Below are 25,943 nucleotides of genomic sequence, written 5' to 3' on the forward strand. Positions count from 1 at the left end.
CAGCGAGGACCCGGGAAAGGCCATCCGGAGTCCGGGATTCCGCTTTCGTTCGAACGTGCAACCGCCGCCGCCCCGCCCTGCACGGGGCGGCGGCACCCCGGTTGATACACCCTCAAGACCTCTTCAGTTCACCTTCCGTTCACCCAGGTTTCCTACGTTCAACGGGCCAATGACCTCCCACAGAAGCCTGGGTAAATGGAACACATCACGCTCCTCCTCGGAATCGTGATCGTCACCGCTTTCGTGTTCGATTTCACGAACGGTTTCCACGACACCGCCAACGCGATGGCGACAACCATCTCGACCGGCGCCCTGAGACCCAAGACGGCCGTGGCGATGTCCGCCGTGCTGAACCTCGTCGGCGCCTTCCTCTCCGTCGAGGTCGCCAAGACCATCTCCGGCGGCATCATCAACGAGCAGGGCATACGCGTCGAAGTGATCTTCGCGGCGCTCGTGGGCGCCATCCTGTGGAACCTGCTGACCTGGCTCCTCGGCCTGCCCTCCAGTTCCTCCCATGCCCTGTTCGGCGGTCTGATCGGCGCCGCCGTCTCCTCGGCCGGCTGGTCCGCGGTGAACGGCTCGACGATCGTCACCAAGGTCCTGATCCCCGCGGTCGCCGCACCGATCGTGGCGGGCCTCGCCGCCATGCTCGCGACGCGCCTGTCGTACGTCATCGGCAGCCGCACCGACGACAAGGCCACCGCGAAGGGCTACCGCGCCGGATCGATCGCCTCGTCCGCCCTGGTCTCCCTGGCCCACGGCACCAACGACGCCCAGAAGACGATGGGCATCATCACCCTGGCGCTGGTCACCGGCGGTGTCATCGCCCCCGGCTCCAACCCTCCCGTCTGGGTCATCGTCTCGGCCGGCCTGGCCATCGCACTCGGCACCTATTTCGGCGGCTGGCGCATCATCCGCACCCTGGGCAAGGGCCTGACCGACCTCGCGCCGCAGCAGGGCTTCGCCGCCCAGACCAGCGCGGCGACCGCGATCCTCGCCTCCTCGCACATAGGCTTCTCACTCTCCACCACCCAGGTCTGCTCCGGCGCCGTCATGGGGGCCGGCCTCGGCCGCAAGGGCGGCGTGGTCCGCTGGTCCACCGCGACCCGGATGTTCGTCGCCTGGGGCCTGACGCTCCCGGCCGCCGGCCTCGTCGGCGCGGGCGCCGAACTCCTCACCAAGCAGGGCACATGGGGCACGGTCGCCACCGGCGTGCTGCTGGTGGCCGGCGCCGGCGTCGTCCGGACGCTGTCCCGCCGCAAGCCGGTCACGGTCGACAACGTCAACGACGTCGAGACCGACTCCGCGGGTGTCGTCACGACGGCGATCGCCGCGGTGATCCCACCGCCGGCGGGCCCGGTCGTGTCGGCCGGCGCCACGACGGACGCCGCCGGCCGGCCGGCCGCCATCCCGGCCCAGAACTCAGGCCCCTCCGCGGAGCCGGCCAGCCCCGCGACGGTATAAGGAAGCACCCTCATGAACATCGACTGGGCAGCCCTCGGCTCCGTCTTCGGCGTCAGCCTCGTGGTCACCGTGGCCCTGGTGGGCCTGTTCACCCTGGGCGTCGTGAGCCTGACGAAGAAGGAATCGGCCCGGGGCGGTACGGCCGCCCTCGCGGTCACCGGCGCGTACGCCTGTTTCGCGGCGTGCGCGGCGGCGGTCGGGTACGGGATCTTTCTGATCGTCTCCTGACCCGCCACGGCTCGTCCGCCCGATCGGGCACGCATAGCTCGGCGCGGCGGTCGTCAACGCCCTCGCGGCGAACGTCGGCCGGGCCCTGCGCGGCCGCTCGGCAGCGGCACGGCCCCGGGGGATCAGCGGGTTCCCGAGCCCCGTGGACGGACCGTCGCCACAGCCCGGTCGAGAGCACGGAGACGCTCCGGGACCGGGGTGAGGCCCCACCACAGGCCCGCGCAGGACGCCGCGGCGATCGTCACCACCAACCAGACGAGGGCCCGTGCCAGGGACCCCGGGACGAGCAGTGCGGCGAGCGCGCCGACGCCCACCGCGAACATCCCTGTGGTCAGGGAGAAGAGCGCCAGCGGGGCCGCCGACGACAGCGCGGTACGCGGAGCGCGGGGACCTCCCGCGCGCGCCGAGACATCCTTGGCCCTGTCCCCCATGTGGGTCCCCTCCCGTCCTTCGGACGGACCTTCAGAAACCGTCCACTGCCGGGGTTCTCGAGTCCGGTCAGCAAACCACACCATGCGGTGCGGCGAAAGACGAGCACCGGGCCGGTGCGCCGTTTCGAGTCACGCACCAGAATGTGCGCCCCTCCAGGGCGACTTCGACACAGTCGTTGGTTTCGGCTTCCGAGTAACTGCTCTTGAGCCGGACTCGCGCCGCCCTGCCGATCACACCGACCTCCGTCTCACCGTCAGCGCACCGACCCGGCGTCCTCAGCGCAACGCCCCAGGGCGCCGTGTTTTCGCCGCTGCCGCAGGCAACAGAGGCCCGGCCGCACCAGGTTCGCCTCCCCGCGACGAATCACCCAATGCCGCTCGTCGGCGCTCTCCGCATTCTTCGTCTTTGTCTCCGCTTGTACTGCCGTCCCCTGGTCTTCCCAGGTTCCCCGCCTGGAAAGAGCGCAGAAGGCGTCGATTCGGTTGGCTGACGGCAGGTCAGCGATGTGGGCCTCAGCACACCGCAGCTTCGCAGGTCAAGAGCAAGTTGACGGGTGTTCCGGGGCGTGGTGGACTGCCGGGGCCAGTACGGCGGCAGGAGAGGAAGCCGGTGTGAGTCCGGCGCGGTCCCGCCACTGTCACCGGGGAAGAAATCCCCCGGGAGCCAGGAACTCTCACCGCCGATCTCGTCGAACCAGGGCGTGGACACCCTGAGTGAGGACATATCGCCATGAGCGGCTGCCGTTCGAGGTCCAGCAACCGGGTCCTGCCCTACCCCGCGGTCGGCTGAGCCGGTGGGTGCCGATCGCCTCTTCGCGTACGGCGCCGCCGTCGGCCTCCTCGGTGACCACCTGTTCGGCGATCCGCGCCGCGGGCATCCGGTCGCCGCGTTCGGGCGGGCCGCGGGCGCCGTGGAGCGGGTGCTGTGGCGGGACCACCGCGGGTGGGGCGCGCTGCACACCGCCGTGTGCGTGGGTGGTGCCGTGTCGCTCGCGGCCCTCACCGCGTCGGCCGTACGTCCGTCTCCCGCGGCCTCCGTCGCCCTGACCGCCGCCACCACCTGGGCCGTCGTCGGGGGGACGTCGCTCGCCCGGGAGGCCCGCACGATCGGGCGTGCGCTGGAAGCGGGCGACGTCGAGGCCGCCCGCGCACGGCTGCCCCACCTGTGCGGGCGTGATCCGCAGGCACTGGACGCCGACGGGATCGCACGGGCCGTGGTCGAGTCCGTCGCCGAGAACACCTCGGACGCCGTGGTGGGCGCGCTGGTGTGGGGCGCGGTGGGCGGGGTGCCCGGACTCGTCGGCTTCCGGGCCGTCAACACTCTCGACGCCATGGTCGGCCACACGTCGCCTCGTTACCGGCGCTACGGATGGGCCTCCGCCCGCCTCGACGATCTCGCGGGATGGCCGGGCGCACGCCTCACCGCCGCCCTCGCGGCGGCATCGGGTCCGGATCCGAGGGGAGCCGCCCGTGTCTGGCGCGCTGACGCCGCCGAGCACCCGAGCCCCAACGCCGGTCCTGTGGAGGCCTCGTTCGCGGGGGCCCTCGGGGTGCGACTGGGCGGGACGCTGTCCTACGGGGGACGGGTCGAGCACCGGCCGGTGCTGAACGGCGGGGGACGCGCGGTCCGCGTCGACGACGTCGAACGGGCCGTACGGCTCTCCCGACGCGTCACCACGCTCGCGCTCGGCGTCACGGTCGCCGGGCGGCTGCTCGGCCGAAGGTTTCTCCCGAAGGGACGTACGTCATGAACGGCGGACTGCTCGTCGCCGGCACCACCTCCGACGCGGGCAAGAGCGTCGTCACCGCGGGGATCTGCCGTTGGCTCGTACGCCAGGGCGTCAAGGTGGCGCCCTTCAAGGCGCAGAACATGTCACTCAACTCCTTCGTCACCCGCGAGGGTGCCGAGATCGGGCGGGCGCAGGCCATGCAGGCCCAGGCGTGCCGCATCGAGCCGACCGCACTGATGAACCCCGTCCTGCTCAAGCCCGGGGGCGAGCAGAGCAGTCAGGTGGTACTGCTGGGGAAGCCCGTCGGCGAGCTGAGCGCGCGCGGGTACCACGGGGGGCGGCAGCAGCTGCTCCTCGGCACCGTACTCGACTGCCTCGCCGAGTTGCGGGGCACGTATGACGCGGTGATCTGTGAGGGGGCCGGCAGTCCGGCCGAGATCAATCTGCGGCGTACCGACATCGTCAACATGGGGATCGCGCGGGGCGCGCGCCTGCCCGTGCTCATCGTGGGCGACATCGACCGCGGGGGCGTGTTCGCCTCGTTCTTCGGCACGGTCGCCCTGCTGTCGCGCGAGGACCAGGAGCTCGTCGCCGGCTTCCTGGTCAACAAGTTCCGCGGGGACGTCTCCCTGCTGGAGCCGGGGCTGGACATGCTGCATGGCCTCACCGGGCGCCGGACGTACGGGGTCCTCCCCTTCCGGCACGGACTCGGGATCGACGAGGAGGACGGGCTGAGGGTGTCCCTGCGGGGCGCCGGACGCGAGTCCGAGGTCTCCGCCCCCGTCGGTGAGGACGTGCTGCGCGTCGCCGTCTGCGCCCTCCCCCTCATGTCCAACTTCACGGACGTGGACGCCCTCGCCGCCGAACCCGGCGTCGTCGTACGGTTCGTGGACCGGCCGGAGGAACTCGCCGACGCGGATCTGGTGGTGGTCCCGGGCACGCGGGGAACCGTTCGGGCCCTCGAGTGGCTGCGCGCACGCGGGCTCGCCGACGCGCTTGTCCGCACGGCCGCCGAGGGACGCCCGACGCTCGGCATCTGCGGTGGTTTCCAGATCCTCGGCGAACACATCGAGGACGAGGTGGAAAGCCGCCGGGGCCGCGTCGACGGACTCGGAGTGCTTCCCGTCCGGGTGCGGTTCGCCCGCGAGAAGACCCTGACCCGACCGGTCGGCCAGGCCCTCGGCGAGCATGTCGAGGGCTACGAGATCCACCACGGGGTCGCCGAGGTGACCGGCGGGGAACCCTTTCTGGACGGCTGCCGGGTGGGAGCGGTGTGGGGCACCCACTGGCACGGCTCTCTCGAGTCGGACGGCTTCCGGCGGGCCTTCCTGCGCGAGGTGGCGGCCGCCGCGGGCCGCCGCTTCGTGCCGGCCCCCGGCACGTCGTTCGCCGCGCTGCGCGAGGAACAGCTCGACCGGCTCGGCGATCTGATCGAACAGCACGCCGACACGGACGCGCTCTGGCGGCTCATCGAGTCGGGCGCGCCGCAAGGACTGCCCTTCCTTCCCCCGGGAGCGCCCGCATGAGCACTGTGTTGTTGTTGTCGACGGCCGACACCGATCTCCTGGCGGCCCGTGCCTCCGGCGCGCCCTACCGGATCGGCAACCCGACGCGCGTGGAGGTCACGGAGGAGCTTTTGGGGCTGATGGAGGGCGCGGACATCGCCGTCGTCCGGCTGCTGGGCGGCAAGCGCGCCTGGGAGGACGGGCTCGCTGCCCTCAAGGCTTCCGGCATCCCGACCGTGCTGCTCGGTGGCGAGGCGGTCCCGGACGCGGAGTTGATGGCCGAGTCGTCCGTGCCCGCGGGCGTCGTGGCAGAAGCCCTGCGCTACCTGGTCGAGGGCGGTCCCGCCAACCTCACCGAGCTGGCCCGCTTCCTCTCCGACACCGTGCTGCTGACCGGCGAGGGGTTCGCCGAACCGCAGAAGATGCCCGAGTACGGCATCCACGGAGCACGCGCCTACGTCGAGGGTCGCCCCACCGTGGGCGTGCTGTTCTACCGGGCTCACGAACTCAGCGGCAACACCGCCTTCGTGGACACCCTGTGTGACGCGATCGAGGAACGGGGCGCCAACGCCCTCCCGGTGTACTGCGGTTCACTGCGCGGCGCCGACGCGCGGCTGTACGAGATGCTGTCGAAGGCCGACACGCTCGTCGCCACGGTGCTCGCCGCCGGCGGCACGCACGCCTCGCAGGCGTCGGCGGGCGGACCGGACCCAGTGGTGCGAAGCGCCTCCGTCGAGGGCGGTGGCGGGAGACGGGAGGGCGAGGAGTCCTGGGACATCGGCGCGCTCGCCGACCTGAACGTCCCGGTGCTGCAGGGCCTCTGCCTCACCTCGACGCGGTCCGCGTGGGACGCGTCCGACGCGGCCCTGACCCCCATGGACGCGGCAATGCAGGTCGCGATCCCGGAGTTCGACGGCCGTCTCGTCACGGTCCCGTTCTCCTTCAAGGAGCAGGGCCCGGACGACGTCCCGGTGTACGTGGCCGACCCGGATCGGTCCGCGCGCGTCGCCGGGATCGCCGTGCGCCACGCCCTGCTGAAGCACAAGCCGAACGCGGAGAAGAGGCTCGCGCTCGTCTTCACCGCCTACCCGACCAAGCACTCGCGGGTCGGCAACGCGGTCGGGCTCGACACCCCCGCTTCGGCGATACGGGTGCTGGACGCGCTCCGGGACGCGGGGTACGGCCTGACCGAGTACCCCTCGGGCGGTGACGAGCTGATCCACCGGCTCATCGAGGCCGGGGGCCATGACGTCGAGTGGCTGACCGAGGAGCAGTTGGCGGCCGCGCCCGCACGGGTGCCGCTCGCCGACTACCGGGCGTGGTTCGACACGCTGGACCCGGAGCTCGGGGACGCGATGCTGGAAGCGTGGGGGGAGCCGCCGGGCGGTCTGTACGTCGACGGGGACGACATCGTTCTCGCCTCCCTCCGGTTCGGCAACGTCGTGGTGATGATCCAGCCACCACGCGGCTTCGGCGAGAACCCCGTCGCGATCTACCACGACCCCGACATGCCGCCCTCGCACCACTACATGGCGGCCTACCGCTGGCTGGAGAACACCTTCCGGGCCGATGCGATCGTGCACATGGGCAAGCACGGCACGATGGAGTGGCTGCCGGGCAAGGGACTCGGCCTGAGCCGGGGCTGCGCGCCGGACGCCGTCCTCGCCGACCTCCCGCTGGTCTACCCCTTCATCGTCAACGACCCCGGCGAGGGCACCCAGGCCAAGCGGCGCGGGCACGCCACGGTCGTCGACCACCTCGTACCGCCGATGGCGCGCGCCGACATCTACGGCGACCTGGCGAAGCTGGAGCAGCTTCTCGACGAGTACGCACTCGTCTCCGACCTGGACCCGGCCAAGGCGCCCGCGGTGCGCGCGCAGATCTGGACCCTCGTCAAGGCCGCTGAGCTGCAGCATGACCTGCAGGTGGGCGAGCAGCCGGACGACGAGGCGTTCGACGCCTTCGTCATGCACATCGACGGATATCTGTGCGAGATCAAGGACGTCCAGATCAGGGACGGTCTGCACATCCTGGGCGGTGGCCCGGTCGGCGAGCCGCGCGTGAACCTCGTACTCGCCGTGCTGCGCTCCGCGCAGGTGTGGGGCGGGCAGGCGAACGCGCTCCCGGGTCTGAGGGCGTCGCTGGCCGAGCACTTCGGCCTGGTCGAGAAGGAGCTGCTCGCCGAGCCGGGCGCGCCGGTGAAGGTGCCGGTGGAGCTGACGGATCGGGCGGACGGTCCCGCACGGAGCGCCGCGGACGCCGTCGACCTGCTGGAGCAGTTGTGCCGGCGGATCGCGGAAGGCATGGAGGAGCGTGCCTGGGACACGGCCGCCGTCCCCGTCCTGGTACGGGACGTCCTCGGCACCGAACTGCCCGCTGCCGTGGCCGTCCTGGAGTTCGCCTGTACGGAGGTCGTGCCCCGGCTCGCCCGGACCACCGACGAGATCGGCCACATCCTCAAGGCCCTCGACGGCGGTTACGTCCCGGCCGGTCCCTCCGGCTCTCCGACCCGCGGTCTCGTCAACGTCCTGCCGACCGGCCGAAACTTCTACTCCGTCGACCCCAAGGCCATTCCGTCGAAGCTGAGCTGGGAGGTCGGGCAGTCGCTCGCGGACTCGCTGGTCGCGCGGTATCTGAGCGACACCGGCGCGTACCCGGAGTCGGTCGGCCTGACCGTCTGGGGCACATCGGCCATGCGTACCCAGGGCGACGACATCGCCGAGATCCTCGCACTGCTCGGCTGCCGCCCGGTCTGGGACGACGCCTCCCGGCGCGTGACCGGTTTCACGATCGTGCCCCTGGCCGAACTCGGCCGCCCGCGCATCGACGTCACGGTCCGCATCTCGGGCTTCTTCCGCGACGCGTTCCCGCATGTCGTCGGGCTCATCGACGACGCCGTACGAGCCGTCGCCGAGCTGGACGAGCCCGCCGAGCAGAACTTCGTCCGCGCCCACGCCGACGAGGACACCGCCGAGCACGGCGACCGGCGGCGCGCGACGGCCCGCATCTTCGGGTCCAAGCCGGGCGCGTACGGCGCCGGCCTGCTGCCGCTGATCGACGCCCGCAACTGGCGCAGCGACGCGGACCTCGCCGAGGTGTACGCGGTGTGGGGCGGCTACGCATACGGGCGCGGGCTCGACGGGCGGGCGGCACGCGGGGACATGGAGACCGCGTTCCGGCGGATCGCCGTCGCCGCCAAGAACGTCGACACCCGCGAGCACGACCTCGTCGACGCGGACGACTACTTCCAGTACCACGGCGGAATGGTCGCGATGGTCAGGCATCTGACCGGCGCGTCCCCCGAGGCGTATGTCGGCGACTCCGCCGTGCCCGACCAGGTCAAGACCCGCACGCTGGGCGAGGAGACCCGCCGGGTCTTCCGCGCCCGTGTCGTCAATCCGCGCTGGATGGCGGCCATGCGGCGCCACGGCTACAAGGGCGCCTTCGAGATGGCGGCGACCGTGGACTACCTCTTCGGGTACGACGCCACGGCCGGCGTGGTCGACGACTGGATGTACGAGAAGCTCAGCGCCGAGTACGTCTTCGACGCCGAGAACCGGGACTTCATGAAGAAGTCCAACCCCTGGGCGCTGCGCGGCATCACCGAGCGGCTGCTGGAGGCGGCCGAGCGCGGCCTGTGGGCCGAGCCGGACGCGGACACGCTGGAGCGGCTGCGCGCCACCTACCTGGAGCTGGAGGGCGACTTGGAGGGCGACGAGAAGTGAGTACCCCGTTTCCGTTCACGGCCGTCGTCGGCCAGGACGACCTGCGGCTCGCGCTGCTGCTGAACGCCGTGTCCCCGGCGGTCGGCGGTGTGCTGGTGCGCGGCGAGAAGGGCACCGCCAAATCCACGGCCGTACGCGCCCTTTCGGCGCTGCTGCCGGCGGTGGACGTGGTCCCCGGGTGCCGTTTCTCCTGCGCCCCCGCGGCGCCGGACCCGAACTGCCCGGACGGGCCCCACAAGACGGCGGCCGGCACGAAACGGCCCGCCCGCATGGTGGAGTTGCCGGTCGGCGCCTCCGAGGACCGGCTCGTGGGTGCCCTCGACATCGAACGGGCACTGGCCGAGGGCGTGAAGGCCTTCGAACCCGGCCTGCTCGCCGACGCGCACCGCGGGATCCTGTACGTCGACGAGGTCAACCTCCTCCACGACCACCTCGTCGACCTGCTGCTGGACGCGGCCGCGATGGGTGCCTCGTACGTCGAGCGCGAGGGCGTCTCCGTACGCCACGCCGCCCGCTTCCTGCTCGTCGGCACCATGAACCCCGAGGAGGGCGAGCTGCGGCCGCAGCTGCTCGACCGGTTCGGGCTGACGGTCGAGGTGTCCGCCTCGCGCGAGCCCGACCAGCGCGTGGAGGTCGTCCGGCGGCGGCTCGCCCACGACGACGACCCCGAGGTTTTCGCGGCGCGCTGGGCCGAGGAGGAGGCGGCGGTCCGGGCCAGGATCGTGGCCGCGCGCGAGCTGCTGCCCTCGGTGCGGCTCGGGGACGGGGCGCTCCGGCAGATCGCGGCGACCTGCGCCGCGTTCGAGGTGGACGGCATGCGGGCCGACATCGTGATGGCCCGCACGGCCACCGCGCTGGCCGCCTGGGCCGGGCGCACCGACGTGCACGCGGAGGACGTGCGGCAGGCCGCGCTGCTCGCCCTGCCGCACCGGCGGCGGCGCAACCCCTTCGACGCGCCGGGACTCGACGAGGACAGGCTCGACGAGACGCTGGAGGAGTTCGGCGGCCCGGACGACGACCCGGATCCGGATCCCGGCGGGCCCGGCGGCGGGCGACCGTCTCCGGACGACGCCCCACAGGGCGGTGACACCGCCGCGCGGCCCGAGGCCGGGGAGAGCGGGCAGCCGGGGGCCTCCGGCGCCGGGGAGCAGCAGGCCGTTCGGGCCTCACAGCCGTTCCGCACGAAGGTGCTGACCGTGCCGGGGCTCGGCGACGGTGCGGCGGGGCGGCGGTCCCGGGCGCGCACCGAACACGGGCGGACCACCGGGGCTCGGCGGCCCCGGGGGGCGCTCACCGAACTGCACCTGGCGGCGACCGTGCGGGCGGCGGCTCCGCACCAGCGGGCGCGCGGTCGGTCGGGCCCCGGACTCGTGGTGCGACGGGACGATCTGCGCCAGGCGACGCGGGAGGGACGCGAGGGGAACCTCGTGCTGTTCGTGGTCGACGCCTCCGGGTCCATGGCGGCCCGGCAGCGGATGGGCGCCGTCAAGGGCGCCGTGCTGTCCCTGCTGCTCGATGCCTATCAGCGACGGGACAAGGTGGGGCTGGTGACCTTCCGGGGTTCGGCGGCCGACGTCGCGCTGCCGCCGACCTCGTCGGTGGACGCCGCGGCGGCCCGGCTGAAGTCGTTGCCGACGGGAGGCAGGACGCCGCTGGCCGCCGGGCTGCTCAAGGCCCATGACGTGCTGCGGGTCGAGCGACTGCGGGACCCCGCGCGGCGGGCCCTGGTCGTGGTGGTGACCGACGGGCGGGCCACGGGGGGCGCCGAACCGGTGGCGCTGGCGGGGCGGGCCGCGGCCCTGCTGGCCGCCGAGGGTGTCGCGTCCGTGGTCGTGGACTGCGAGTCGGGGCCGGTGCGCCTGGGCCTGGCCGGGCGGCTCGCCGGGGAGCTGGGCGGTACGGCGGTGACGCTGGACGGGTTGCGGGCGGACAGCATCACCGGCCTTGTACGGAACGTGCAGGAGTCGCAGAGGACCGCGAGGAGGGCCGCCTGATGCCGCAGGGACAGCCGAGTGTCGTGCCGAAGGACGGCCTGACGACCCGTCAGCGCCGCAACCGACCGCTCGTCGTCGTGCACACGGGCGTCGGCAAGGGCAAGTCGACCGCGGCCTTCGGGCTCGCGCTGCGCGCCTGGAACCAGGGCTGGCCGATCGGGGTGTTCCAGTTCGTCAAGTCGGCCAAGTGGAAGGTCGGCGAGGAGAACGCGCTGCGGGTCCTCGGCGCCTCGGGACAGGGCGGCACCGTCGACTGGCACAAGATGGGCGAGGGCTGGTCGTGGGTGCAGCGCGACGATCAGATGGACAACGAGGAGAGGGCCCGCGAGGGCTGGGAGCAGGTCAAGCGTGACCTGGCCGCAGAGACGTACCGGCTGTACGTGCTCGACGAGTTCGCCTACCCGCTGCACTGGGGCTGGGTCGACACCGACGAGGTCGTGGACGTCCTGCGGGACCGGCCGGGCACCCAGCATGTCGTGATCACCGGGCGGAACGCGCCCGAGGAACTCGTCGACCTCGCCGACCTCGTGACGGACATGTCCAAGGTCAAGCACCCGATGGACGTCGGGCAGAAGGGCCAGAAGGGCATCGAGTGGTGATGTCCTCCCCGTCGTCCGTCCCCCGGCTGGTCATCGCCGCGCCCTCCTCGGGCAGCGGTAAGACCACCGTGGCCACGGGGTTGATGGCGGCCTTCGCCGGACGGGGGCTCGCCGTGTCCCCGCACAAGGTGGGACCCGACTACATCGATCCCGGGTACCATACGCTCGCCACCGGGCGCGTGGGGCGGAACCTCGACGCCTACCTGTGCGGACCGGAGCTGATCGCACCGCTCTTCCTGCACGGGGCACGCGCCTGCGACCTCGCCGTCGTCGAGGGCGTGATGGGGATGTTCGACGGGGCCGCGGGCGAGGGTGAACTGGCATCCACCGCGCATGTGGCGAAGCTGCTGCGGGCGCCGGTGGTGCTCGTGGTCGACGCCTCGTCGCAGTCGCGGTCGGTGGCCGCGCTGGTGCACGGGTTCGCCTCCTGGGATCCGGAGGTCCGGGTCGGGGGCGTGATCTTGAACAAGGTCTCATCGGACCGGCACGAGGAGTTGCTGCGCGAGGCGTTGGACTCGGCCGGGATGCCGGTGCTGGGCATGCTGCGGCGGGCGCCCCAGGTGGACACGCCGTCGCGTCACCTCGGGCTGGTACCGGTCGCCGAACGGCAGGCGGAGGCGGTGGAGGCCGTCGCCGCCATGGCCGCGCAGGTACGCGAGGGGTGCGATCTCGAGGCGTTGCTCGGGCTGGCGCGAAGCGCGGGGGCGTTGTCCGGCCCGACCTGGGAGCCGCCCGTCACCGGCACCGGCGAACGCGCGGTGGTCGCCGTGGCCGGTGGCCCGGCCTTCACCTTCTCCTACGCCGAGCACGCCGAACTGCTCGCCGCCGCCGGAGCCGAGGTGGTCACCTTCGACCCCCTCCGTGACGAGCGACTGCCCGACGGCACCGGCGGGTTGGTGATCGGCGGCGGGTTCCCGGAGGTGTACGCCCCCGAACTCTCCGCCAACGAACCCCTCCGCGAGGCCGTCGCCGCTCTTGCGCTCGGCGGCGCACCGGTCGCCGCCGAGTGCGCCGGGCTGCTGTACCTGTGCCGCGAGCTGGACGGCCGGCCGATGTGCGGGGTGCTCGACGCGGCCGCCCACATGAACGAACGGCTCACCCTCGGCTACCGGGACGCGGTGGCCGTCGGCGACAGCGTCCTCGCGGCGGCCGGCACGCGGATGCGCGGCCACGAGTTCCACCGCACGGTCGTCGAGCCCGGTGCGGGGGCGGCTCCCGCCTGGGGGGTGCGCGCCCTTCGGCGCGTCGAAGGTTTTGTGCAACAGGGTGTGCACGCGAGTTATCTGCACACGCACTGGGCCGCCGGGCCCGGCGTGGCCGGTCGGTTCGTGGAGAGGTGCCGGACGTCATGAGCAGCAGGCTGATCGGAGTCGGGGTGGGCCCCGGCGACCCCGAGCTGGTGACCGTCAAGGGCGTCAACGCTCTGCGTGCCGCCGACGTCGTCGTCGTACCCGTGATGGACACACTCGAGCGCGGGCGCGCCGAGGCGACCGTGCTGCACTACGTGCCCGAGGAGAAGGTCGTACGTGTGGTGTTCGCGCTCAACGAGCGCACCGACCGCGCGCGGCGCGAGGCGGCCTGGGACGCCGCCGGGGAGCGCGTGGCCGGGCTCCTCGGGCGGCACCCCGCCGTCGCCTTCGCCACCATCGGCGATCCCAACGTGTACTCGACCTTCACCTATCTCGCACACACGGTCCAGGCCCTGGTGCCGGGGACCGTCGTCGAGACGGTGCCCGGCATCACCGCCATGCAGGACCTCGCCGCGCGGTCGGGGGCCGTCCTGACCGAGGGCACCGAACCGCTCACGCTGGTTCCCGTGACCGCGGGCGCCGCCGTGCTCAAGGACGCCCTCGGCGGGCCCGGCACGGTCGTCGCGTACAAGTTCGGGCGGCAGGCGCACGAAGTCGCCCGGGCGCTGCGGGAGACCGGCCGCCTCGATGATGCGGTGTGGGGGTCCGCACTCGGGCTGCCGGAGGAGTCCGTCCGGCCGGCCGCCGACCTCGAGGACGGTCCGCTGCCCTACCTGTCCACCCTCATCGCTCCCGCCCGGCGCTACGGCACCCGGGGCGGCAAGCTGTGACCGGCGGCAGATCAGCCCGCGAGGCCGACCACCAGCCAGATGAAAGCGGCGCCCGCGATCGTGCACAGCAGGGTCGAACGGGCGGGGTGGACGTGGTGCGCCTCGGGAAGGATCTCGGCGGCGGCCAGGTAGAGCAGCGCTCCGCCGAAGAGACCGAGATACCCGCCGAGCAGCCGCTCCGGGATCGCGAAGGCCAGGGTGGACGCGGCTCCGACGACCGGCGCCACCGCGTCCGCCAGCAGCATCGTCACCGCCCTGCGGCGCGCGTTCCCGTACAGGCTGGTGATCGTGTAGGTGTTGAAGCCGTCCGCGAAGTCGTGCGCGACGACCGCCAGCGCGACCGCCGCGCCCATGCCGCCGCCCACCTGGAACGCGGCACCGATCGCGACGCCGTCCATGGCGCTGTGCCCGACCATGGCAGCGGCCGCCGTCAGGCCCACCTCGGGCGCACGGTGGTTGTGCTCGTCCGCCCCGTGTGCGGCACGGCGCGCGGCCAGCAGCCGCTCCACCAGGTGGGCCAGCAGAAAGCCGGCCACGAACAGCAGCAACGCGGCCGGTACGCCGAACACCTCGCCGCCCGCCGCATGCAGCGCCTCCGGCAGCAGGTCCAGACCCACCACCCCGAGCATCAGTCCGCCGGCCAGACCGAGGACGAGATGACGGCGGTCGGTCACGCGTTGCGCCGTCCAGCCGCCCGCCAGCGTCATCAAGAACGCGCCGAGCGCGACGAAGACCGCCATATGACCTTGCTATCCAATCGATCCCGGTGTGCAGGGGACCGGCGGCCCTGCGCGCACCGGTGTTCCGCACTGCTCGAACTTTCGTAGGAGAGGAAACATTCCCATGGCCGATGCCCCCACCGGCAAGGTGACCTTCGTCGGTGCCGGCCCGGGCGCCGCCGACCTGCTGACGTTCCGTGCCGCGCGGGCCATCGCCGAGGCGGACATCGTGATCTGGGCGGCCAGCCTGGTGCAGGCGGAGATCCTTGAACACGCGCGCGAGGGCGCCGAGATCCTCGACTCGGCGACCATGTCCCTGGAGGGCGTCGTCGCCGTCTACCGGCGTGCTCGTGAAGAGGGCCTGCGCGTCGCCCGTATCCACTCCGGCGACCCGGCCCTGTGGGGCGGCACGCAGGAGCAGCTCGACCGGTGTGCCGCACTCGGCATCGAGACGGAGGTCGTGCCGGGTGTCTCGTCCTTCTCCGCCGTCGCCGCGCTCGCCCGGCGTGAGCTGACGATCCCCGAGGTGGCGCAGTCCGTCGTCCTCACCCGGCTCGGCGGCGGCAGGACGCCGATGCCGCCCGGTGAGGAAGTGCGCGAGTTCGCGCGGCACGGCACCACCATGGCGATCTTCCTGTCGGCGGCGCGCAGCGGCCAGCTCGTCCGGGAGCTGCTGGAGGGCGGCTACCCGACCACCACCCCGGTCGTCGTGGCCCATCAGGCGACCTGGCCCGAGGAGCTCGTCGTGAAGTGCACCATCGGCACGCTGGAGGAGACGGTCAAGGAACACAGGCTCTGGAAGCACACGCTGTTCCTGGTCGGGCCGGCACTCGACGCGCACGGCACGCGCTCGCACCTCTACCACCCCGGCCACTTCCACGGCTACCGCAAGGCCGACCCCGAGGCCCGCAAGGCCCTGCGCGCACGGGGTGCGAGCACATGATCACGGTGGTCGGTACGGGCACGGGGGCACCGCTTCCCGCCGGCGTGACGGCCGGTGCGGACCTCGTGGTGGGCGCACGGCGGCATCTGGAGGCGGCTCTGGAGCCGCGGGAGGCGGAGCGGATCGTGCTCGGGCCGCCGGCCCCCGCTCTCGACGTGGTCGAGCAGCATCTCGACCAGGGGCGGCGGGTCGTGGTCCTCGCCTCAGGCGACCCCGGCTTCTTCGGGATCGTCCGGGTGCTGGCCGAGCGGTTCGGTCCCGAGCGGCTCGATGTGCGGCCGGGTGTGTCCTCCGTGGCGACCGCCTTCGCGCGGCTCGGACTGCCGTGGGACGACGCGGTGGTGGTCAGCGCACACGGGCGTGAGCTGCGCACGGCGGTGAACGTGTGCAGGGCACGTGCGAAGGTCGCCGTCCTCACGGGCCCCGGTGCCGGTCCCGCCGAGCTGGGAGCGGCCCTCGCCCATGGCTGCGGCGAGCGCGTGCTGGTGGTGGCGAGCGCGCTCGGCGACCCGGAGCACGAGCGGGTGGAGCGGGTGACGCCCGCGGAGGCGGCGGCACGCGACTGGGGCGCAGCAGTGAGCGTGGTGCTGTGCCTCGACCCGTCGCGGGCGCCGGGTCCCATGGGCACGGTCGCCGGACCGCCGCCCGGCCCGTCCGGGTGGGCCCTGGACGAGGGCGGGTTCGCGCACCGCGACTCGATGATCACCAAGTTCGAGGTGCGCGCCCTGGCGCTGGCCCGGCTGGGTCCGCGTCTGGGCGATCTGGTCTGGGACGTCGGTGCCGGCTCCGGGTCGGTCGCCGTCGAGTGCGCCCGGCTGGGTGCCGCCGTCACCGCGGTCGAGAGGACGTCCGACGGGGTGGAGCGGATCCGGGCCAACGCGACGGCGCATCACGTGGACGTCCACGTGGTGCACGGGACGGCGCCGACGGCGCTCGAGGGTCTCGCCGACCCCGACGCGGTGTTCGTCGGCGGCGGCGGACGCGAGCTGCCCGCGATCGTGACCGCGTGCGCGGCGCGTGCCCGGCGGACCGTGGTGATCGCCATGGCCTCCCTGGACCGCGTGCCGGCGGCGCGCGAGGCTCTCGTCGCGGCGGGGTTCTCCTGCGACGGTGTGCTGCTGCAGTCGTCGCGGCTCGCGCCGCTGCCGGGGGACGTGACCCGGCTCGCGGCGACCAACCCTGTTTTTCTGCTGTGGGGCACGCGGCCTCCGGCGCGGACCGAAGGAGTTGCTCAGTGATCGGCCTCATTTCCGCCACCGCGGCGGGGACGGCGGCACGGGACCGGCTGGCCGCGATGTGGCCGGATCGCACGAGGGTGTACGACGGGCCCGTCGGGGACGCCGTGCGGGCCGCCTTCGCGGAGTGCGAGCAGCTCGTCTGCTTCCTGGCCACGGGGGCCGTCGTGCGGTTGCTGGCGCCGCTGCTGGGGGACAAGACCTCCGACCCGGGGGTGGTGTGCATCGACGAGGGCGGGCGATTCGCGGTGTCCCTCGTGGGCGGGCACGCGGGCGGGGCCAACGCACTCGCCCATGAGGTGGCCGAGTCGCTGGGGGCGCTCCCCGTGGTGACGACGGCGACGGACTCCGTGGGTCTGCCGGGCCTCGACACGCTCGGGTTCCCGGTGGAGGGCGATGTCGCCGGGGTCTCACGAGCGCTGCTGGACGGCGAACCGGTCGCCCTGAAGGCGGAGGTGAACTGGCCGCTGCCCCCGCTGCCGGTCGCCGCCGAGGGCGCTTACACGATCCGTGTCACCGATGCGGTCCTCGGGCCTGCCGAGCGGGAGGTCGTGCTGCGGCCGCCGACCCTCGTGGTCGGCGTCGGTGCCTCCAGGGGCGCCCCCGTCGAGGAGATCGTCGAACTGATCGAGGGCACGCTGCGGGACGCCGGGCTCTGCGCGGCGTCGCTCGCCGAGCTGGCCACCGTCGACGCCAAGGCGGACGAACCGGGCATCGTCGAGGCGGCACGGCGGCTCGGGGTGCCCTTGGTGACCTACCCCGCCGACGTGTTGGCGGAGGTGGACGTGCCCAACCCCTCCGACGCGCCGCTCGCCGCCGTCGGCACGCCCTCGGTGGCGGAGGCGGCGGCGCTCGTGCAGGGCGGTGAACTCCTCGTGCCCAAGCGGAAGTCGGCCGCCCGTCCCGCGACGGCGACCTGTGCCGTCGTCCGCCGCCCGGGGCGCGGGCGACTGGCCGTCGTCGGACTCGGGCCGGGTGCCCGGGACCTGCTGACTCCGCGTGCGAAGGCGGAGCTGGGGCGCGCGTCGGTCGTGGTCGGCCTCGACCAGTACGTCGACCGGATCCGCGATCTGCTGCGCCCCGGCACCCGGGTCCTTCAGTCGGGCCTCGGCGCCGAGGAGGCACGGGCACGCACGGCGGTCGGCGAGGCGCGGAAGGGGCACGCCGTCGCGCTGGTCGGCAGCGGGGACGCCGGTGTGTACGCGATGGCGTCGCCCGCGCTGGCCGAGGCGTCCGACGACATCGACGTGGTCGGGGTCCCCGGCGTGACGGCCGCGCTCGCGGCCGGCGCGATCCTCGGCGCACCTCTGGGCCACGACCATGTGTCGATCAGCCTCTCCGACCTGCACACCCCCTGGGACGTCATCGAGCGCCGGGTGCGGGCGGCGGCCGAGGCGGACCTCGTCGTGACCTTCTACAACCCGCGCAGCCGGGGCCGTGACCGGCAGTTGCCGATGGCGCTCGCGATCCTCGGCGGACACCGGGCGCCGACGACGCCGGTCGGTGTCGTACGGAACGCGTCGCGACCGGACGAGTCCAGCCGTCTGACGACACTGGCCTCGCTCGACCCGGCGACGGTCGACATGATGACTGTCGTGACCGTGGGCAACACGGCGACCCGTGAGATCGCGGGACGCATGGTGACGCCGCGTGGCTACCGCTGGCAGGACGACCGGCAGGAGGACGCCCGATGAACCGTGTGGTCCACCCGATCGAGCAGGAGTCCTTCCGGCGGCTGCGCGCCCGCCTGGACACCTCGCACTTCGCGCCGCTGACCCGGGCCGTGGTGGAGCGGGTCGTCCACTCCGCCGCCGACCTCGGCTACGCGGACGACCTCGTCATGAACGAGGGCGACCTGGTGCCGGCACACGCCGCGCTGCACGACGGGGCGCCGGTGGTCGTGGACGTCGAGATGGTCGCGGCCGGAATCACCCGCAGGACGACGGTCTGCCGGCTGAAGGACGCCGGATCCGGCCCCGGGCTGACGCGTTCGGCGCATGCGATCCGGCTCGCGTACGAGGATGTCGGCCCCGGAGCGCTCTGGGTGATCGGCTGCGCCCCGACCGCTCTGGAGGAGCTGCTGAAACTGGATGCCTCGCCCGCGCTCGTGATCGGCCTGCCCGTCGGTTTCGTCGGCGCCGCCGAGTCCAAGGCCGCATTGCGCGAGAGCGGGCTGCCCGCCGTGAGCAACGTGTCCGAGAAGGGCGGTTCGGCGGTCGCCGCCGCCGCGCTGAACGCTCTGCTGTATCACCCCACTTCGAAGGAGACCCTGTGACCACCCCGCCGCCCGCCCTGCTCATCGCCGGCCATGGCACCCGGGACGAGGCCGGAGCCGAGGCGTTCCGCGCCTTCGTGCGGGAGCTGGGGCGCCGGCACCCCGAAGTGCCCGTCGCGGGCGGCTTCATCGAGCTGTCGGCGCCGCCGCTGGGCGAGGCGGTGGGCGAGTTGGTGGCGCGCGGGGTCCGCCGTTTCGCCGCGGTGCCGCTGATGCTGGTGTCCGCCGGGCACGCGAAGGGGGACATCCCGGCGGCGCTGGCCCGGGAGAAGGAGCGGCACCCGGGGATCTCGTACACCTACGGCCGCCCGCTGGGCCCGCACCCGGCGCTGCTGGAGGTTCTGGAGCGGCGCCTCGACGAAGCGCTGGGGGGCACCGCCCGCACGCCCGCGGACCGGTCCGATGTGACCGTGCTGCTGGTCGGCCGCGGTTCGACGGACCCGGACGCCAACGCCGAGGTGCACAAGGCCGCGCGGCTGCTGTGGGAAGGGCGCGGATATGCCGGGGTCGAGACGGCGTTCGTGTCGCTGGCGGCGCCGGACGTCCCGAGCGGCCTCGACAGATGCGCGAAGCTGGGCGCGCGTCGGATGGTCGTCCTGCCCTACTTCCTCTTCACGGGCGTCCTGCCGGACCGGGTGCGGCAGCAGGCCGAGGGCTGGGCGGAGGCGCATCCGGAGACCGAGGTGCGCACGGCGGACGTCATCGGGCCCGAGCCGGAGCTGCTCGACCTGGTGATGGAGCGGTACGAGGAGGCCGTGAAGGGTGATCTGCGGATGAACTGCGACTCATGCGTGTACCGAATCGCACTGCCCGGCTTCGAGGACAAGGCGGGCCTGCCGCAGCAGCCGCACTTCCACCCGGACGACGACGGCCACCACCACGGTCACGGCCACCACCATGGCGGACACGCACACTCCCATGCGCACTGAACACGACGGCGGGCAGCACGACCTGCGGCACCACGGGGACGCCGAGGTCCGTGACGACGGTGCCGCACTGACGGACCTCGCGGTGAACGTGCGCGCGGACACGCCTCCGCCATGGCTGCTCGAGGTGATCGCGGGGTCACTGGGCGGGCTCGCGGCGTATCCCGACGGGCGGGCCGCCCGAGCAGCGGTGGCAGGACGCCACGGGCTGCCGACCGAGCGCGTGCTGCTCACGGCGGGTGCGGCCGAGGCCTTCGTCCTGCTCGCGCGGGCCCTGAGGGCGCGTCACCCGGTGGTCGTGCACCCGCAGTTCACGGAGCCCGAGGCCGCGTTGCAGGATGCCGGGCACGTGGTGGACCGGGTGCTGCTGCGGCAGCGGGACGGCTTCCGCCTCGACCCCGCGCTGGTCCCCGAGGACGCGGACCTGGTGGTGATCGGGAACCCCACGAACCCGACGTCGGTGCTGCACCCGGCGGCCTTGATCACCGAACTCGCCCGCCGTGGGCGGACCTTGGTGGTCGACGAGGCGTTCATGGACGCGGTGCCCGGGGAAAGGGAGGCGCTGGCGGGCCGGACGGACGTGCCCGGGCTCGTGGTCCTGCGCAGCCTGACCAAGACCTGGGGCCTGGCGGGTCTGCGCATCGGTTACGTCCTGGCCGACCCTGGGACGATCGCCGAGCTGGAGCGGGCGCAGCCCCTGTGGCCGGTGTCCATGCCCGCGCTGGTGGCCGCCGAGGCCTGCGCGGCGCCGCGGGCGCTGGCGGAGGCCGCACACGCGGCCCACCGGGTCGCGTCGGACCGGGCGCACCTCGTGGCGGGGCTGCGGGAGTTCGGGCCCGACGGGCTGTACGTCGCCGAGCCCGCGGAGGGACCGTTCGTCCTGGTCCGCCTGGAGCGGGCGCCGGCCGTGCGCCGTCACCTGCGTGACCTTGGGTTCGCGGTGCGGCGCGGGGACACGTTCCCCGGACTGGGAAAGGAGTGGCTCCGGCTGGCGGTGCGGGACAGGGTGACGGTGAACCGCTTTCTGCAGGCTCTGGACCGGGCGGTGACGCTGGCGGCGGGGTGAATGGATCACCGTCCCGCCGACGTCACCGCCCTGCCCGGGATTGCGCCCCGGGCCTCAGCCGCGACGGCGGCGCGCCAGCCCCACCGCTACCGCGCCCGTCACCAGCAGCACGACCGCCCCGCCCACGACGTAGGGCGTGGCCGAGCTCCCCCCGGTCTCCGCCAGGTCGGCCTTCGCCGGCTCGCCCTGCGGTTTCACGTCCCCGGCAGGTGGCGTTGCGGGGGTGGCCGACGCCACCGGGGCGTCGGAGGCGTGTGCCGCGAGGGCCGGTGTCTCGCACGTCGCGCTCCCCAGCGTCACCGTGCCCGTCACTTCCGCCACGTTCAGGTTGAGCGGGTTCACGGACACCGTGAGCACCAGCGCCGACGCCGCCGCCGTCCGGGACGTCGTCCGGGTCGGCGACACGTCCAGCCGTACCTCGCCGACTCCGGGCGCCTTCACGCGTGTCGGTCCGGCCGACGACACCGTGACCTTCCTCCCGAGCACGGTCACCGCGCCCAGCAGGTTCGATGTGGCGACGGGCTTCCTCCCGGCCGCGCACACCGCCTTGGACGTGACGCCGTCGACCTCGATCAGGGACAGCATCGGCAGCCCGGGCACATGGACCCGCGCGTGGGTGAGGTTCGTGGAGGCCTCAGCGCCCGTCGCGGACACCGTCGCTCGCGCCGTGGCGGCGTCCGCCCGCACGACGTCGAAGGGGCGCCCGCCGGCAACTCCCTCCAGACGGGCCGACAGCGCGGTCCGCTCGGCGCTCCTCGGCGCCTGCACCTCGTTGAGGGAGACCGTGAGCGGGACGTTCACCGTCTTGTTGAGCAGGGACACATCCAGTCCGGTCCGCAGCACGACGGCGCTCGCGCGCCCGTGGTCCTCGGTCGCGCCGGCGGAACCGGCGCCCGCCAGCGCAGTGGGACCCGCGGCCAGTGCGGTGGCCACCGCGACGGTGGCCAGACGGCGTGCGGGCATGCGGAAGGTGGTGCCGTTCATGGTGGTGGGACCCCCACAGGAGACAAGCTCGGGACCCGGAAAGAATTTCGCACCGGGAGTGAGGCGTCAGCGACACTGCGCGACTTCACCCCATCGTGGCGTGCTCGCAAAGATCTTCGAAACTTGCGGCACGCCTGTTCCCCAGGGCCACCTCCGCATCCCCCACACCGGGGGCGTGACCGGAGCGCGGAGACGGTGTCTACCCGACCACGCGTCCGTTCAGCACCACCCGCCGCGGCGCCGCCAGCACCCGTACGTCCGCCCGCGGATCCGTCTCGTACACCACGAGGTCCGCGGCGGCACCCTCCTCCAGGCCGGGCCGGCCCAGCCACCGCCGGGCACCCCACGTGGCCGCCGACAGCGCCTGCGTCGGCGGGATCCCGGCGGTCACCAGTTCCGCCACCTCCGCCGCGACCAGTCCGTGCGGGAGCCCGCCGCCCGCGTCGGTGCCGACGTACACCGGGACGCCGGCGTCGTACGCGGATCGCACGGTGTCGTAGCGCCGCTCGTAGAGCCGACGCATGTGATCCGACCAGCGCGGGAACTTCGCCTCGCCACCGTCCGCGAGCTTAGGGAAGGTCGCGATGTTCACGAGGGTGGGCACGATCGCGACACCCCGCTTCGCGAACAGCGGGATCGTCTCCTCGGTCAGGCCCGTCGCGTGCTCGATGCAGTCGATGCCCGCCTCGACCAGGTCCCGCAGCGAGTCCTCCGCGAAGCAGTGCGCGGTGACGCGTGCACCCAGGCGGTGCGCCTCCGCGATCGCCGCCTGGACCGCCTCGCGCGGCCAGCACACGGTCAGGTCCCCGGCCTCCCGGTCGATCCAGTCGCCGACCAGCTTGACCCAGCCGTCGCCGCGCCGGGCCTCCTGGGCGACGAGGGCGACGAGGTCCTCCGGCTCGATCTCCCAGGCGTAGTTGCGGATGTAGCGGCGGGTGCGCGCGATGTGCCGCCCCGCCCGGATGATCTTCGGGAGGTCGTCGCGGTCGTCGATCCAGCGGGTGTCCGACGGCGAGCCCGCGTCGCGGATCAGCAGGGTGCCGGTCTCCCGGTCGGTCAGCGCCTGCTTCTCGGAGACGTCATCGGGCACCGGGCCGTGGGCGTCGAGGCCCACGTGGCAGTGTGCGTCGACGAGGCCGGGCAGGGCCCAGCCCTCGACGGTGCGGATGTCACGGGCGCCCTCGGGGCGGTCGTAGGAGATCCGGCCGCCGACCACCCACACCTCGTCGCGGATCTCCTCGGATCCGACGAGCACCCGACCCTTCACGTGCAGTACCGCGTGATCGCTCATGTACTGCACCTTAGTTCGCCCGCTACCGGGTCCCACCCACCCGGTCGGAGCTCCCTTCCTCCGCCTCGGCCATCGCGGGGTCGGGGAGCCGGGAGCGGAAGTGGCGGGTCCGCTCGTGCCGCGGGGCGCCTTCCTGGATCTCGCCCCGCAGAGCACCGACCGCTTCGCCTCGATCGAGGACCGGGTGGCACGGCTGCTGTCCACCGAGCAGGACGTCGTGATCATCTGGACGCCGTCGCCTCGATCGGCGCCGAGCCGGTGCTGCCGGACGCGTGGGGCGCGGACCTGTGCGTGATCGGCGCCCCGTTGACCGCGGGCGGGGGCGCACTGGCGAAGGAGATGATCCGGGTCAACCACTACGGGGCCGACGCGACCGTGGAGGTCGTCCGGGCGAGCCTGGCCGCCCTGGGAGCCGCGCTCGGCGGGTTCGGGGCCACCGTGGACATCGAGGCCGCCCGGCAGGCGGCCACACAGGCGTGGGGACAGGCAGGAACGCGTCGCGGAGGCCACGGCGGGATGACCGGCGCCTGAAATCGGCATTGCCTTCCGGGCCCCTTCCGCGTAATTATCGAATTCCCTTCAGGGCAGCTGCCCATATTCGTCTGCCCGCTTTCCCCTGACCTAAACGCAAAGATTTCGCGAACACCAACCGGCGTAATCCGGGCAGATCTCGTGAGGGTTGCAGCGATGTGACCGACTCCACATCGCACCCACTTCGTCCGGTATTTTTCGTGCATAGCCGGACAGTATTCGGGACTTTCGCCCGAACTCTCGCGCCCGCGCGATAACACATGGGGCATCCTTCTGTAACCCCTTCGGGCGATGCAATTTTAAATTTCCCTGGGTAAATTCCATCGGCATGACCGCCGCACAAGCAGACCTGCAAGCGGAATTCCTGGAAATGCCGGAGGGACTGCGGATCGACCGTCCGGAGGTGGCGGACGGAGCCGCACTCTGGCGCATCGCCAAGGACTCCGGAACCCTCGACCTGAACTCCTCCTACAGCTATCTGCTGTGGTGCCGTGACTTCGCCGGTACCTCGGCGGTGGTGCGCACCGCGTCCGACGGACGGCCCGTCGGGTTCGTCACCGCGTACCTCCGGCCCGACCGCCGGCACACCCTCCTGGTGTGGCAGGTGGCCGTGGACTCCGCCCACCGCGGGCAGGGCCTTGCTGCGCGACTGCTCGACTCGGTCACGGCACGGGCCGCCGAGGAGCACGCCGTGACCGCGGTCGAGACGACCATCACCCCCGGCAACACCGCCTCCGAGCGCCTGTTCACGTCGTACGCACGGCGCCACGGCGCGGGCGTGGAGCGTGAAGTCCTCTTCGAGTCCCGTCAGTTCCCGGACGGGCCGCACGACCCCGAGGTTCTCTACCGCATCGGCCCCCTCGCCTTCTGACCGCCACGCACTTCTCCCCTCACCCATGCATCGAGGAGCGTTTTCGCCGTGACCATCACCCAGCCCGACCTCAGCGTCTTCGAGACCCTGGAGTCGGAGGTGCGCAGTTACTGCCGCGGCTGGCCCACCGTGTTCGACCGCGCGCAGGGCAGCCGCATGTACGACGAGGACGGCCACGAGTACCTCGACTTCTTCGCCGGCGCCGGTTCCCTCAACTACGGCCACAACAACCCCGTACTGAAACGGGCGTTGATCGACTACCTGGAGCGGGACGGCGTCACCCACGGGCTCGACATGTCGACCACCGCCAAGCGCTCCTTCCTCCGGACGTTCCAGGACCTCGTCCTGCGACCGCGGGATCTGCCGTACAAGGTGATGTTCCCCGGCCCCACCGGCACCAACGCCGTCGAGTCGGCCCTCAAGCTGGCCCGCAAGGTGAAGGGCCGCGAGGCCATCGTGTCCTTCACCAACGCCTTCCACGGGATGTCCCTGGGCTCCCTCGCCGTCACCGGCAACGCCTTCAAGCGCGCCGGCGCCGGGATACCGCTCGTCCACGGGACGCCCATGCCCTTCGATCACTACCTGGACGGCCAGGTCCCGGACTTCCTGTGGTTCGAGCGGCTCCTGGAGGACCAGGGATCCGGGCTCAACCGGCCCGCCGCCGTCATCGTCGAGACCGTGCAGGGCGAAGGCGGCATCAACGTCGCCCGGGCCAAGTGGCTGCGGGGCCTTGCCGATCTGTGCGCGCGCCGCGACATGCTGCTGATCGTCGACGACATCCAGATGGGCTGCGGCCGTACCGGCGCTTTCTTCTCGTTCGAGGAGGCCGGGATCGTGCCGGACATCGTCACCGTGTCCAAGTCCATCAGCGGCTACGGACTCCCCATGTCGCTGTGCCTGTTCAAGCCCGAGCTGGACATCTGGGAGCCGGGCGAGCACAACGGCACCTTCCGGGGCAACAACCCGGCCTTCGTCACGGCCACCGCCGCCCTGGAGACCTACTGGACCGACGGGTCCGCCATGGAGAAGCAGACCCGGGCGCGCGGTGAGCAGATCGAGCAGGAGCTGATCTCGATGACCGAGGAGAATCTCTCCGACGTCAGGGAGTACCGCGGCCGCGGGCTGGTCTGGGGCCTGGAGTTCCACGACAAGGCACGCGCCGGACATGTCGCCCGCCGCGCCTTCGAGCTCGGGCTGCTGGTGGAGACCTCGGGCCCCGAGAGCGAGGTCGTCAAACTGCTCCCCGCTCTCACCATCACCCCCGACGAGCTGGACGAGGGCCTCAGCACCCTCGCCCGCGCCGTCCGCGAGACCGTCTGACACAACCCCGAGAAGGAGGCACGCAC

The 25,943-nt window shown here is 72.6% G+C and carries 23 protein-coding genes, 1 pseudogene and 1 riboswitch; of the genes and pseudogenes, 19 read left to right on the top strand and 5 right to left on the bottom strand.

Annotated elements, in window-relative coordinates; genetic code table 11:
- The first annotated feature begins 195 nt into the window (after positions 1 to 195).
- Both VXC91_RS09985 and VXC91_RS09990 read left to right on the top strand, forming a co-directional pair.
- A complete protein-coding gene (locus VXC91_RS09985) occupies positions 196 to 1,464 on the top strand; it encodes an inorganic phosphate transporter (protein WP_329506709.1) in 1,269 nt (422 codons plus the stop codon).
- Between the two features lie 12 nt (positions 1,465 to 1,476).
- Positions 1,477 to 1,692 carry a hypothetical protein gene (locus VXC91_RS09990; protein ID WP_059128708.1) on the top strand — a complete coding sequence of 72 codons (216 nt, stop codon included), beginning with the start codon at positions 1,477 to 1,479 and terminating at the stop codon, positions 1,690 to 1,692.
- Positions 1,693 to 1,814: 122 nt separating this feature from the next.
- Here the strand turns inward: VXC91_RS09990 and VXC91_RS09995 are convergent, their stop codons facing one another.
- Positions 1,815 to 2,123: a hypothetical protein gene (locus VXC91_RS09995; RefSeq protein WP_329506712.1), complete on the bottom strand. Its 309-nt coding sequence runs from the start codon at positions 2,121 to 2,123 to the stop codon at positions 1,815 to 1,817.
- Complete coding sequence (locus VXC91_RS10000; protein ID WP_329506713.1) at positions 2,024 to 2,260, bottom strand: DUF397 domain-containing protein; 237 nt, start codon at positions 2,258 to 2,260, stop codon at positions 2,024 to 2,026. Before VXC91_RS10000 ends, VXC91_RS09995 begins: the two co-directional genes overlap by 100 nt.
- A gap of 416 nt (positions 2,261 to 2,676) precedes the next feature.
- Positions 2,677 to 2,816: riboswitch (cobalamin riboswitch) on the top strand.
- Between the two features lie 101 nt (positions 2,817 to 2,917).
- Here VXC91_RS10000 and VXC91_RS10005 point away from each other — a divergent pair.
- From VXC91_RS10005 to cobI, 7 genes are read left to right on the top strand one after another with little or no spacing between them, the layout of a single operon-like run.
- The gene (locus tag VXC91_RS10005) at positions 2,918 to 3,874 is read left to right on the top strand and encodes a cobalamin biosynthesis protein (protein WP_329506715.1); all 957 of its coding nucleotides are present in this window, start codon (positions 2,918 to 2,920) and stop codon (positions 3,872 to 3,874) included.
- Positions 3,871 to 5,379, top strand: coding sequence for a cobyric acid synthase (locus VXC91_RS10010; RefSeq protein ID WP_329506717.1), 1,509 nt, complete (start codon positions 3,871 to 3,873; stop codon positions 5,377 to 5,379). Before VXC91_RS10005 ends, VXC91_RS10010 begins: the two co-directional genes overlap by 4 nt.
- Positions 5,376 to 9,083 carry a cobaltochelatase subunit CobN gene (gene cobN / locus VXC91_RS10015; protein ID WP_329506719.1) on the top strand — a complete coding sequence of 1,236 codons (3,708 nt, stop codon included), beginning with the start codon at positions 5,376 to 5,378 and terminating at the stop codon, positions 9,081 to 9,083. Before VXC91_RS10010 ends, cobN begins: the two co-directional genes overlap by 4 nt.
- Positions 9,080 to 11,077, top strand: coding sequence for a putative cobaltochelatase (locus VXC91_RS10020; protein ID WP_329506721.1), 1,998 nt, complete (start codon positions 9,080 to 9,082; stop codon positions 11,075 to 11,077). The genes cobN and VXC91_RS10020 overlap by 4 nt, the downstream gene beginning before the upstream one ends.
- The gene (gene cobO / locus VXC91_RS10025; protein WP_329506723.1) at positions 11,077 to 11,676 is read left to right on the top strand and encodes a cob(I)yrinic acid a,c-diamide adenosyltransferase; all 600 of its coding nucleotides are present in this window, start codon (positions 11,077 to 11,079) and stop codon (positions 11,674 to 11,676) included. Before VXC91_RS10020 ends, cobO begins: the two co-directional genes overlap by 1 nt.
- On the top strand, positions 11,676 to 13,028 hold the full coding sequence (locus VXC91_RS10030) for a cobyrinate a,c-diamide synthase (protein WP_329506725.1): 1,353 nt from the start codon (positions 11,676 to 11,678) through the stop codon (positions 13,026 to 13,028). Before cobO ends, VXC91_RS10030 begins: the two co-directional genes overlap by 1 nt.
- The gene (gene cobI, locus VXC91_RS10035; protein ID WP_329506727.1) at positions 13,025 to 13,756 is read left to right on the top strand and encodes a precorrin-2 C(20)-methyltransferase; all 732 of its coding nucleotides are present in this window, start codon (positions 13,025 to 13,027) and stop codon (positions 13,754 to 13,756) included. The genes VXC91_RS10030 and cobI overlap by 4 nt, the downstream gene beginning before the upstream one ends.
- A gap of 11 nt (positions 13,757 to 13,767) precedes the next feature.
- Here cobI and VXC91_RS10040 read toward each other — a convergent pair whose 3' ends face one another.
- Positions 13,768 to 14,496: a ZIP family metal transporter gene (locus VXC91_RS10040; RefSeq protein WP_329506729.1), complete on the bottom strand. Its 729-nt coding sequence runs from the start codon at positions 14,494 to 14,496 to the stop codon at positions 13,768 to 13,770.
- 103 nt (positions 14,497 to 14,599) lie between these two features.
- Here VXC91_RS10040 and cobM point away from each other — a divergent pair, with 103 nt between their 5' ends.
- From cobM to cobC, 6 genes are read left to right on the top strand one after another with little or no spacing between them, the layout of a single operon-like run.
- On the top strand, positions 14,600 to 15,418 hold the full coding sequence (gene cobM, locus VXC91_RS10045; protein WP_329506731.1) for a precorrin-4 C(11)-methyltransferase: 819 nt from the start codon (positions 14,600 to 14,602) through the stop codon (positions 15,416 to 15,418).
- Positions 15,415 to 16,656 carry a precorrin-6y C5,15-methyltransferase (decarboxylating) subunit CbiE gene (gene cbiE / locus VXC91_RS10050; RefSeq protein ID WP_329506733.1) on the top strand — a complete coding sequence of 414 codons (1,242 nt, stop codon included), beginning with the start codon at positions 15,415 to 15,417 and terminating at the stop codon, positions 16,654 to 16,656. The genes cobM and cbiE overlap by 4 nt, the downstream gene beginning before the upstream one ends.
- On the top strand, positions 16,653 to 18,347 hold the full coding sequence (cobJ, locus tag VXC91_RS10055) for a precorrin-3B C(17)-methyltransferase (RefSeq protein WP_329506734.1): 1,695 nt from the start codon (positions 16,653 to 16,655) through the stop codon (positions 18,345 to 18,347). Before cbiE ends, cobJ begins: the two co-directional genes overlap by 4 nt.
- A complete protein-coding gene (locus VXC91_RS10060) occupies positions 18,344 to 18,928 on the top strand; it encodes a precorrin-8X methylmutase (RefSeq protein ID WP_329506735.1) in 585 nt (194 codons plus the stop codon). The genes cobJ and VXC91_RS10060 overlap by 4 nt, the downstream gene beginning before the upstream one ends.
- Positions 18,925 to 19,857, top strand: coding sequence for a sirohydrochlorin chelatase (locus VXC91_RS10065; RefSeq protein WP_329506736.1), 933 nt, complete (start codon positions 18,925 to 18,927; stop codon positions 19,855 to 19,857). The genes VXC91_RS10060 and VXC91_RS10065 overlap by 4 nt, the downstream gene beginning before the upstream one ends.
- A complete protein-coding gene (cobC, locus tag VXC91_RS10070; RefSeq protein ID WP_329506738.1) occupies positions 19,847 to 20,920 on the top strand; it encodes an Rv2231c family pyridoxal phosphate-dependent protein CobC in 1,074 nt (357 codons plus the stop codon). The genes VXC91_RS10065 and cobC overlap by 11 nt, the downstream gene beginning before the upstream one ends.
- Positions 20,921 to 20,974: 54 nt before the next feature.
- Here cobC and VXC91_RS10075 read toward each other — a convergent pair whose 3' ends face one another.
- Both VXC91_RS10075 and VXC91_RS10080 read right to left on the bottom strand, forming a co-directional pair.
- Positions 20,975 to 21,904, bottom strand: coding sequence for an SCO1860 family LAETG-anchored protein (locus VXC91_RS10075; RefSeq protein WP_329506739.1), 930 nt, complete (start codon positions 21,902 to 21,904; stop codon positions 20,975 to 20,977).
- A gap of 199 nt (positions 21,905 to 22,103) precedes the next feature.
- The gene (locus tag VXC91_RS10080) at positions 22,104 to 23,195 is read right to left on the bottom strand and encodes an amidohydrolase family protein (RefSeq protein ID WP_329506740.1); all 1,092 of its coding nucleotides are present in this window, start codon (positions 23,193 to 23,195) and stop codon (positions 22,104 to 22,106) included.
- Positions 23,196 to 23,295: 100 nt separating this feature from the next.
- Here VXC91_RS10080 and VXC91_RS10090 point away from each other — a divergent pair, with 100 nt between their 5' ends.
- The 4 genes and pseudogenes from VXC91_RS10090 (at position 23,296) to ectB (ending at position 25,917) form a co-directional block, all read left to right on the top strand.
- Entirely contained in the window at positions 23,296 to 23,490 is a 195-nt protein-coding gene (locus VXC91_RS10090) for a hypothetical protein (RefSeq protein WP_329506792.1), read from the top strand.
- 8 nt (positions 23,491 to 23,498) lie between these two features.
- Positions 23,499 to 23,726: pseudogene (locus VXC91_RS10095) on the top strand (hypothetical protein); the annotation flags it as partial.
- 328 nt (positions 23,727 to 24,054) lie between these two features.
- Entirely contained in the window at positions 24,055 to 24,597 is a 543-nt protein-coding gene (gene ectA, locus VXC91_RS10100; protein WP_329506741.1) for a diaminobutyrate acetyltransferase, read from the top strand.
- 48 nt (positions 24,598 to 24,645) lie between these two features.
- Complete coding sequence (gene ectB / locus VXC91_RS10105) at positions 24,646 to 25,917, top strand: diaminobutyrate--2-oxoglutarate transaminase (RefSeq protein WP_329506743.1); 1,272 nt, start codon at positions 24,646 to 24,648, stop codon at positions 25,915 to 25,917.
- Positions 25,918 to 25,943: the final 26 nt, after the last annotated feature.

Source organism: Streptomyces chiangmaiensis (genome assembly GCF_036281785.1).
GTDB lineage: Bacteria > Actinomycetota > Actinomycetes > Streptomycetales > Streptomycetaceae > Streptomyces > Streptomyces chiangmaiensis.

Coding starts and splice junctions, on each gene's coding strand:
- VXC91_RS09985 (WP_329506709.1), top strand. CDS start 196: ATGGAACACATCACGCTCCTCCTCGGAATCGTGATCGTCACCGCTTTC.
- VXC91_RS09990 (WP_059128708.1), top strand. CDS start 1,477: ATGAACATCGACTGGGCAGCCCTCGGCTCCGTCTTCGGCGTCAGCCTC.
- VXC91_RS09995 (WP_329506712.1), bottom strand. CDS start 2,123: ATGGGGGACAGGGCCAAGGATGTCTCGGCGCGCGCGGGAGGTCCCCGC.
- VXC91_RS10010 (WP_329506717.1), top strand. CDS start 3,871: ATGAACGGCGGACTGCTCGTCGCCGGCACCACCTCCGACGCGGGCAAG.
- cobN (WP_329506719.1), top strand. CDS start 5,376: ATGAGCACTGTGTTGTTGTTGTCGACGGCCGACACCGATCTCCTGGCG.
- cobO (WP_329506723.1), top strand. CDS start 11,077: ATGCCGCAGGGACAGCCGAGTGTCGTGCCGAAGGACGGCCTGACGACC.
- VXC91_RS10030 (WP_329506725.1), top strand. CDS start 11,676: ATGTCCTCCCCGTCGTCCGTCCCCCGGCTGGTCATCGCCGCGCCCTCC.
- cobI (WP_329506727.1), top strand. CDS start 13,025: ATGAGCAGCAGGCTGATCGGAGTCGGGGTGGGCCCCGGCGACCCCGAG.
- VXC91_RS10040 (WP_329506729.1), bottom strand. CDS start 14,496: ATGGCGGTCTTCGTCGCGCTCGGCGCGTTCTTGATGACGCTGGCGGGC.
- cobM (WP_329506731.1), top strand. CDS start 14,600: ATGGCCGATGCCCCCACCGGCAAGGTGACCTTCGTCGGTGCCGGCCCG.
- cbiE (WP_329506733.1), top strand. CDS start 15,415: ATGATCACGGTGGTCGGTACGGGCACGGGGGCACCGCTTCCCGCCGGC.
- VXC91_RS10060 (WP_329506735.1), top strand. CDS start 18,344: ATGAACCGTGTGGTCCACCCGATCGAGCAGGAGTCCTTCCGGCGGCTG.
- cobC (WP_329506738.1), top strand. CDS start 19,847: ATGCGCACTGAACACGACGGCGGGCAGCACGACCTGCGGCACCACGGG.
- VXC91_RS10075 (WP_329506739.1), bottom strand. CDS start 21,904: ATGAACGGCACCACCTTCCGCATGCCCGCACGCCGTCTGGCCACCGTC.
- VXC91_RS10080 (WP_329506740.1), bottom strand. CDS start 23,195: ATGAGCGATCACGCGGTACTGCACGTGAAGGGTCGGGTGCTCGTCGGA.
- ectA (WP_329506741.1), top strand. CDS start 24,055: ATGACCGCCGCACAAGCAGACCTGCAAGCGGAATTCCTGGAAATGCCG.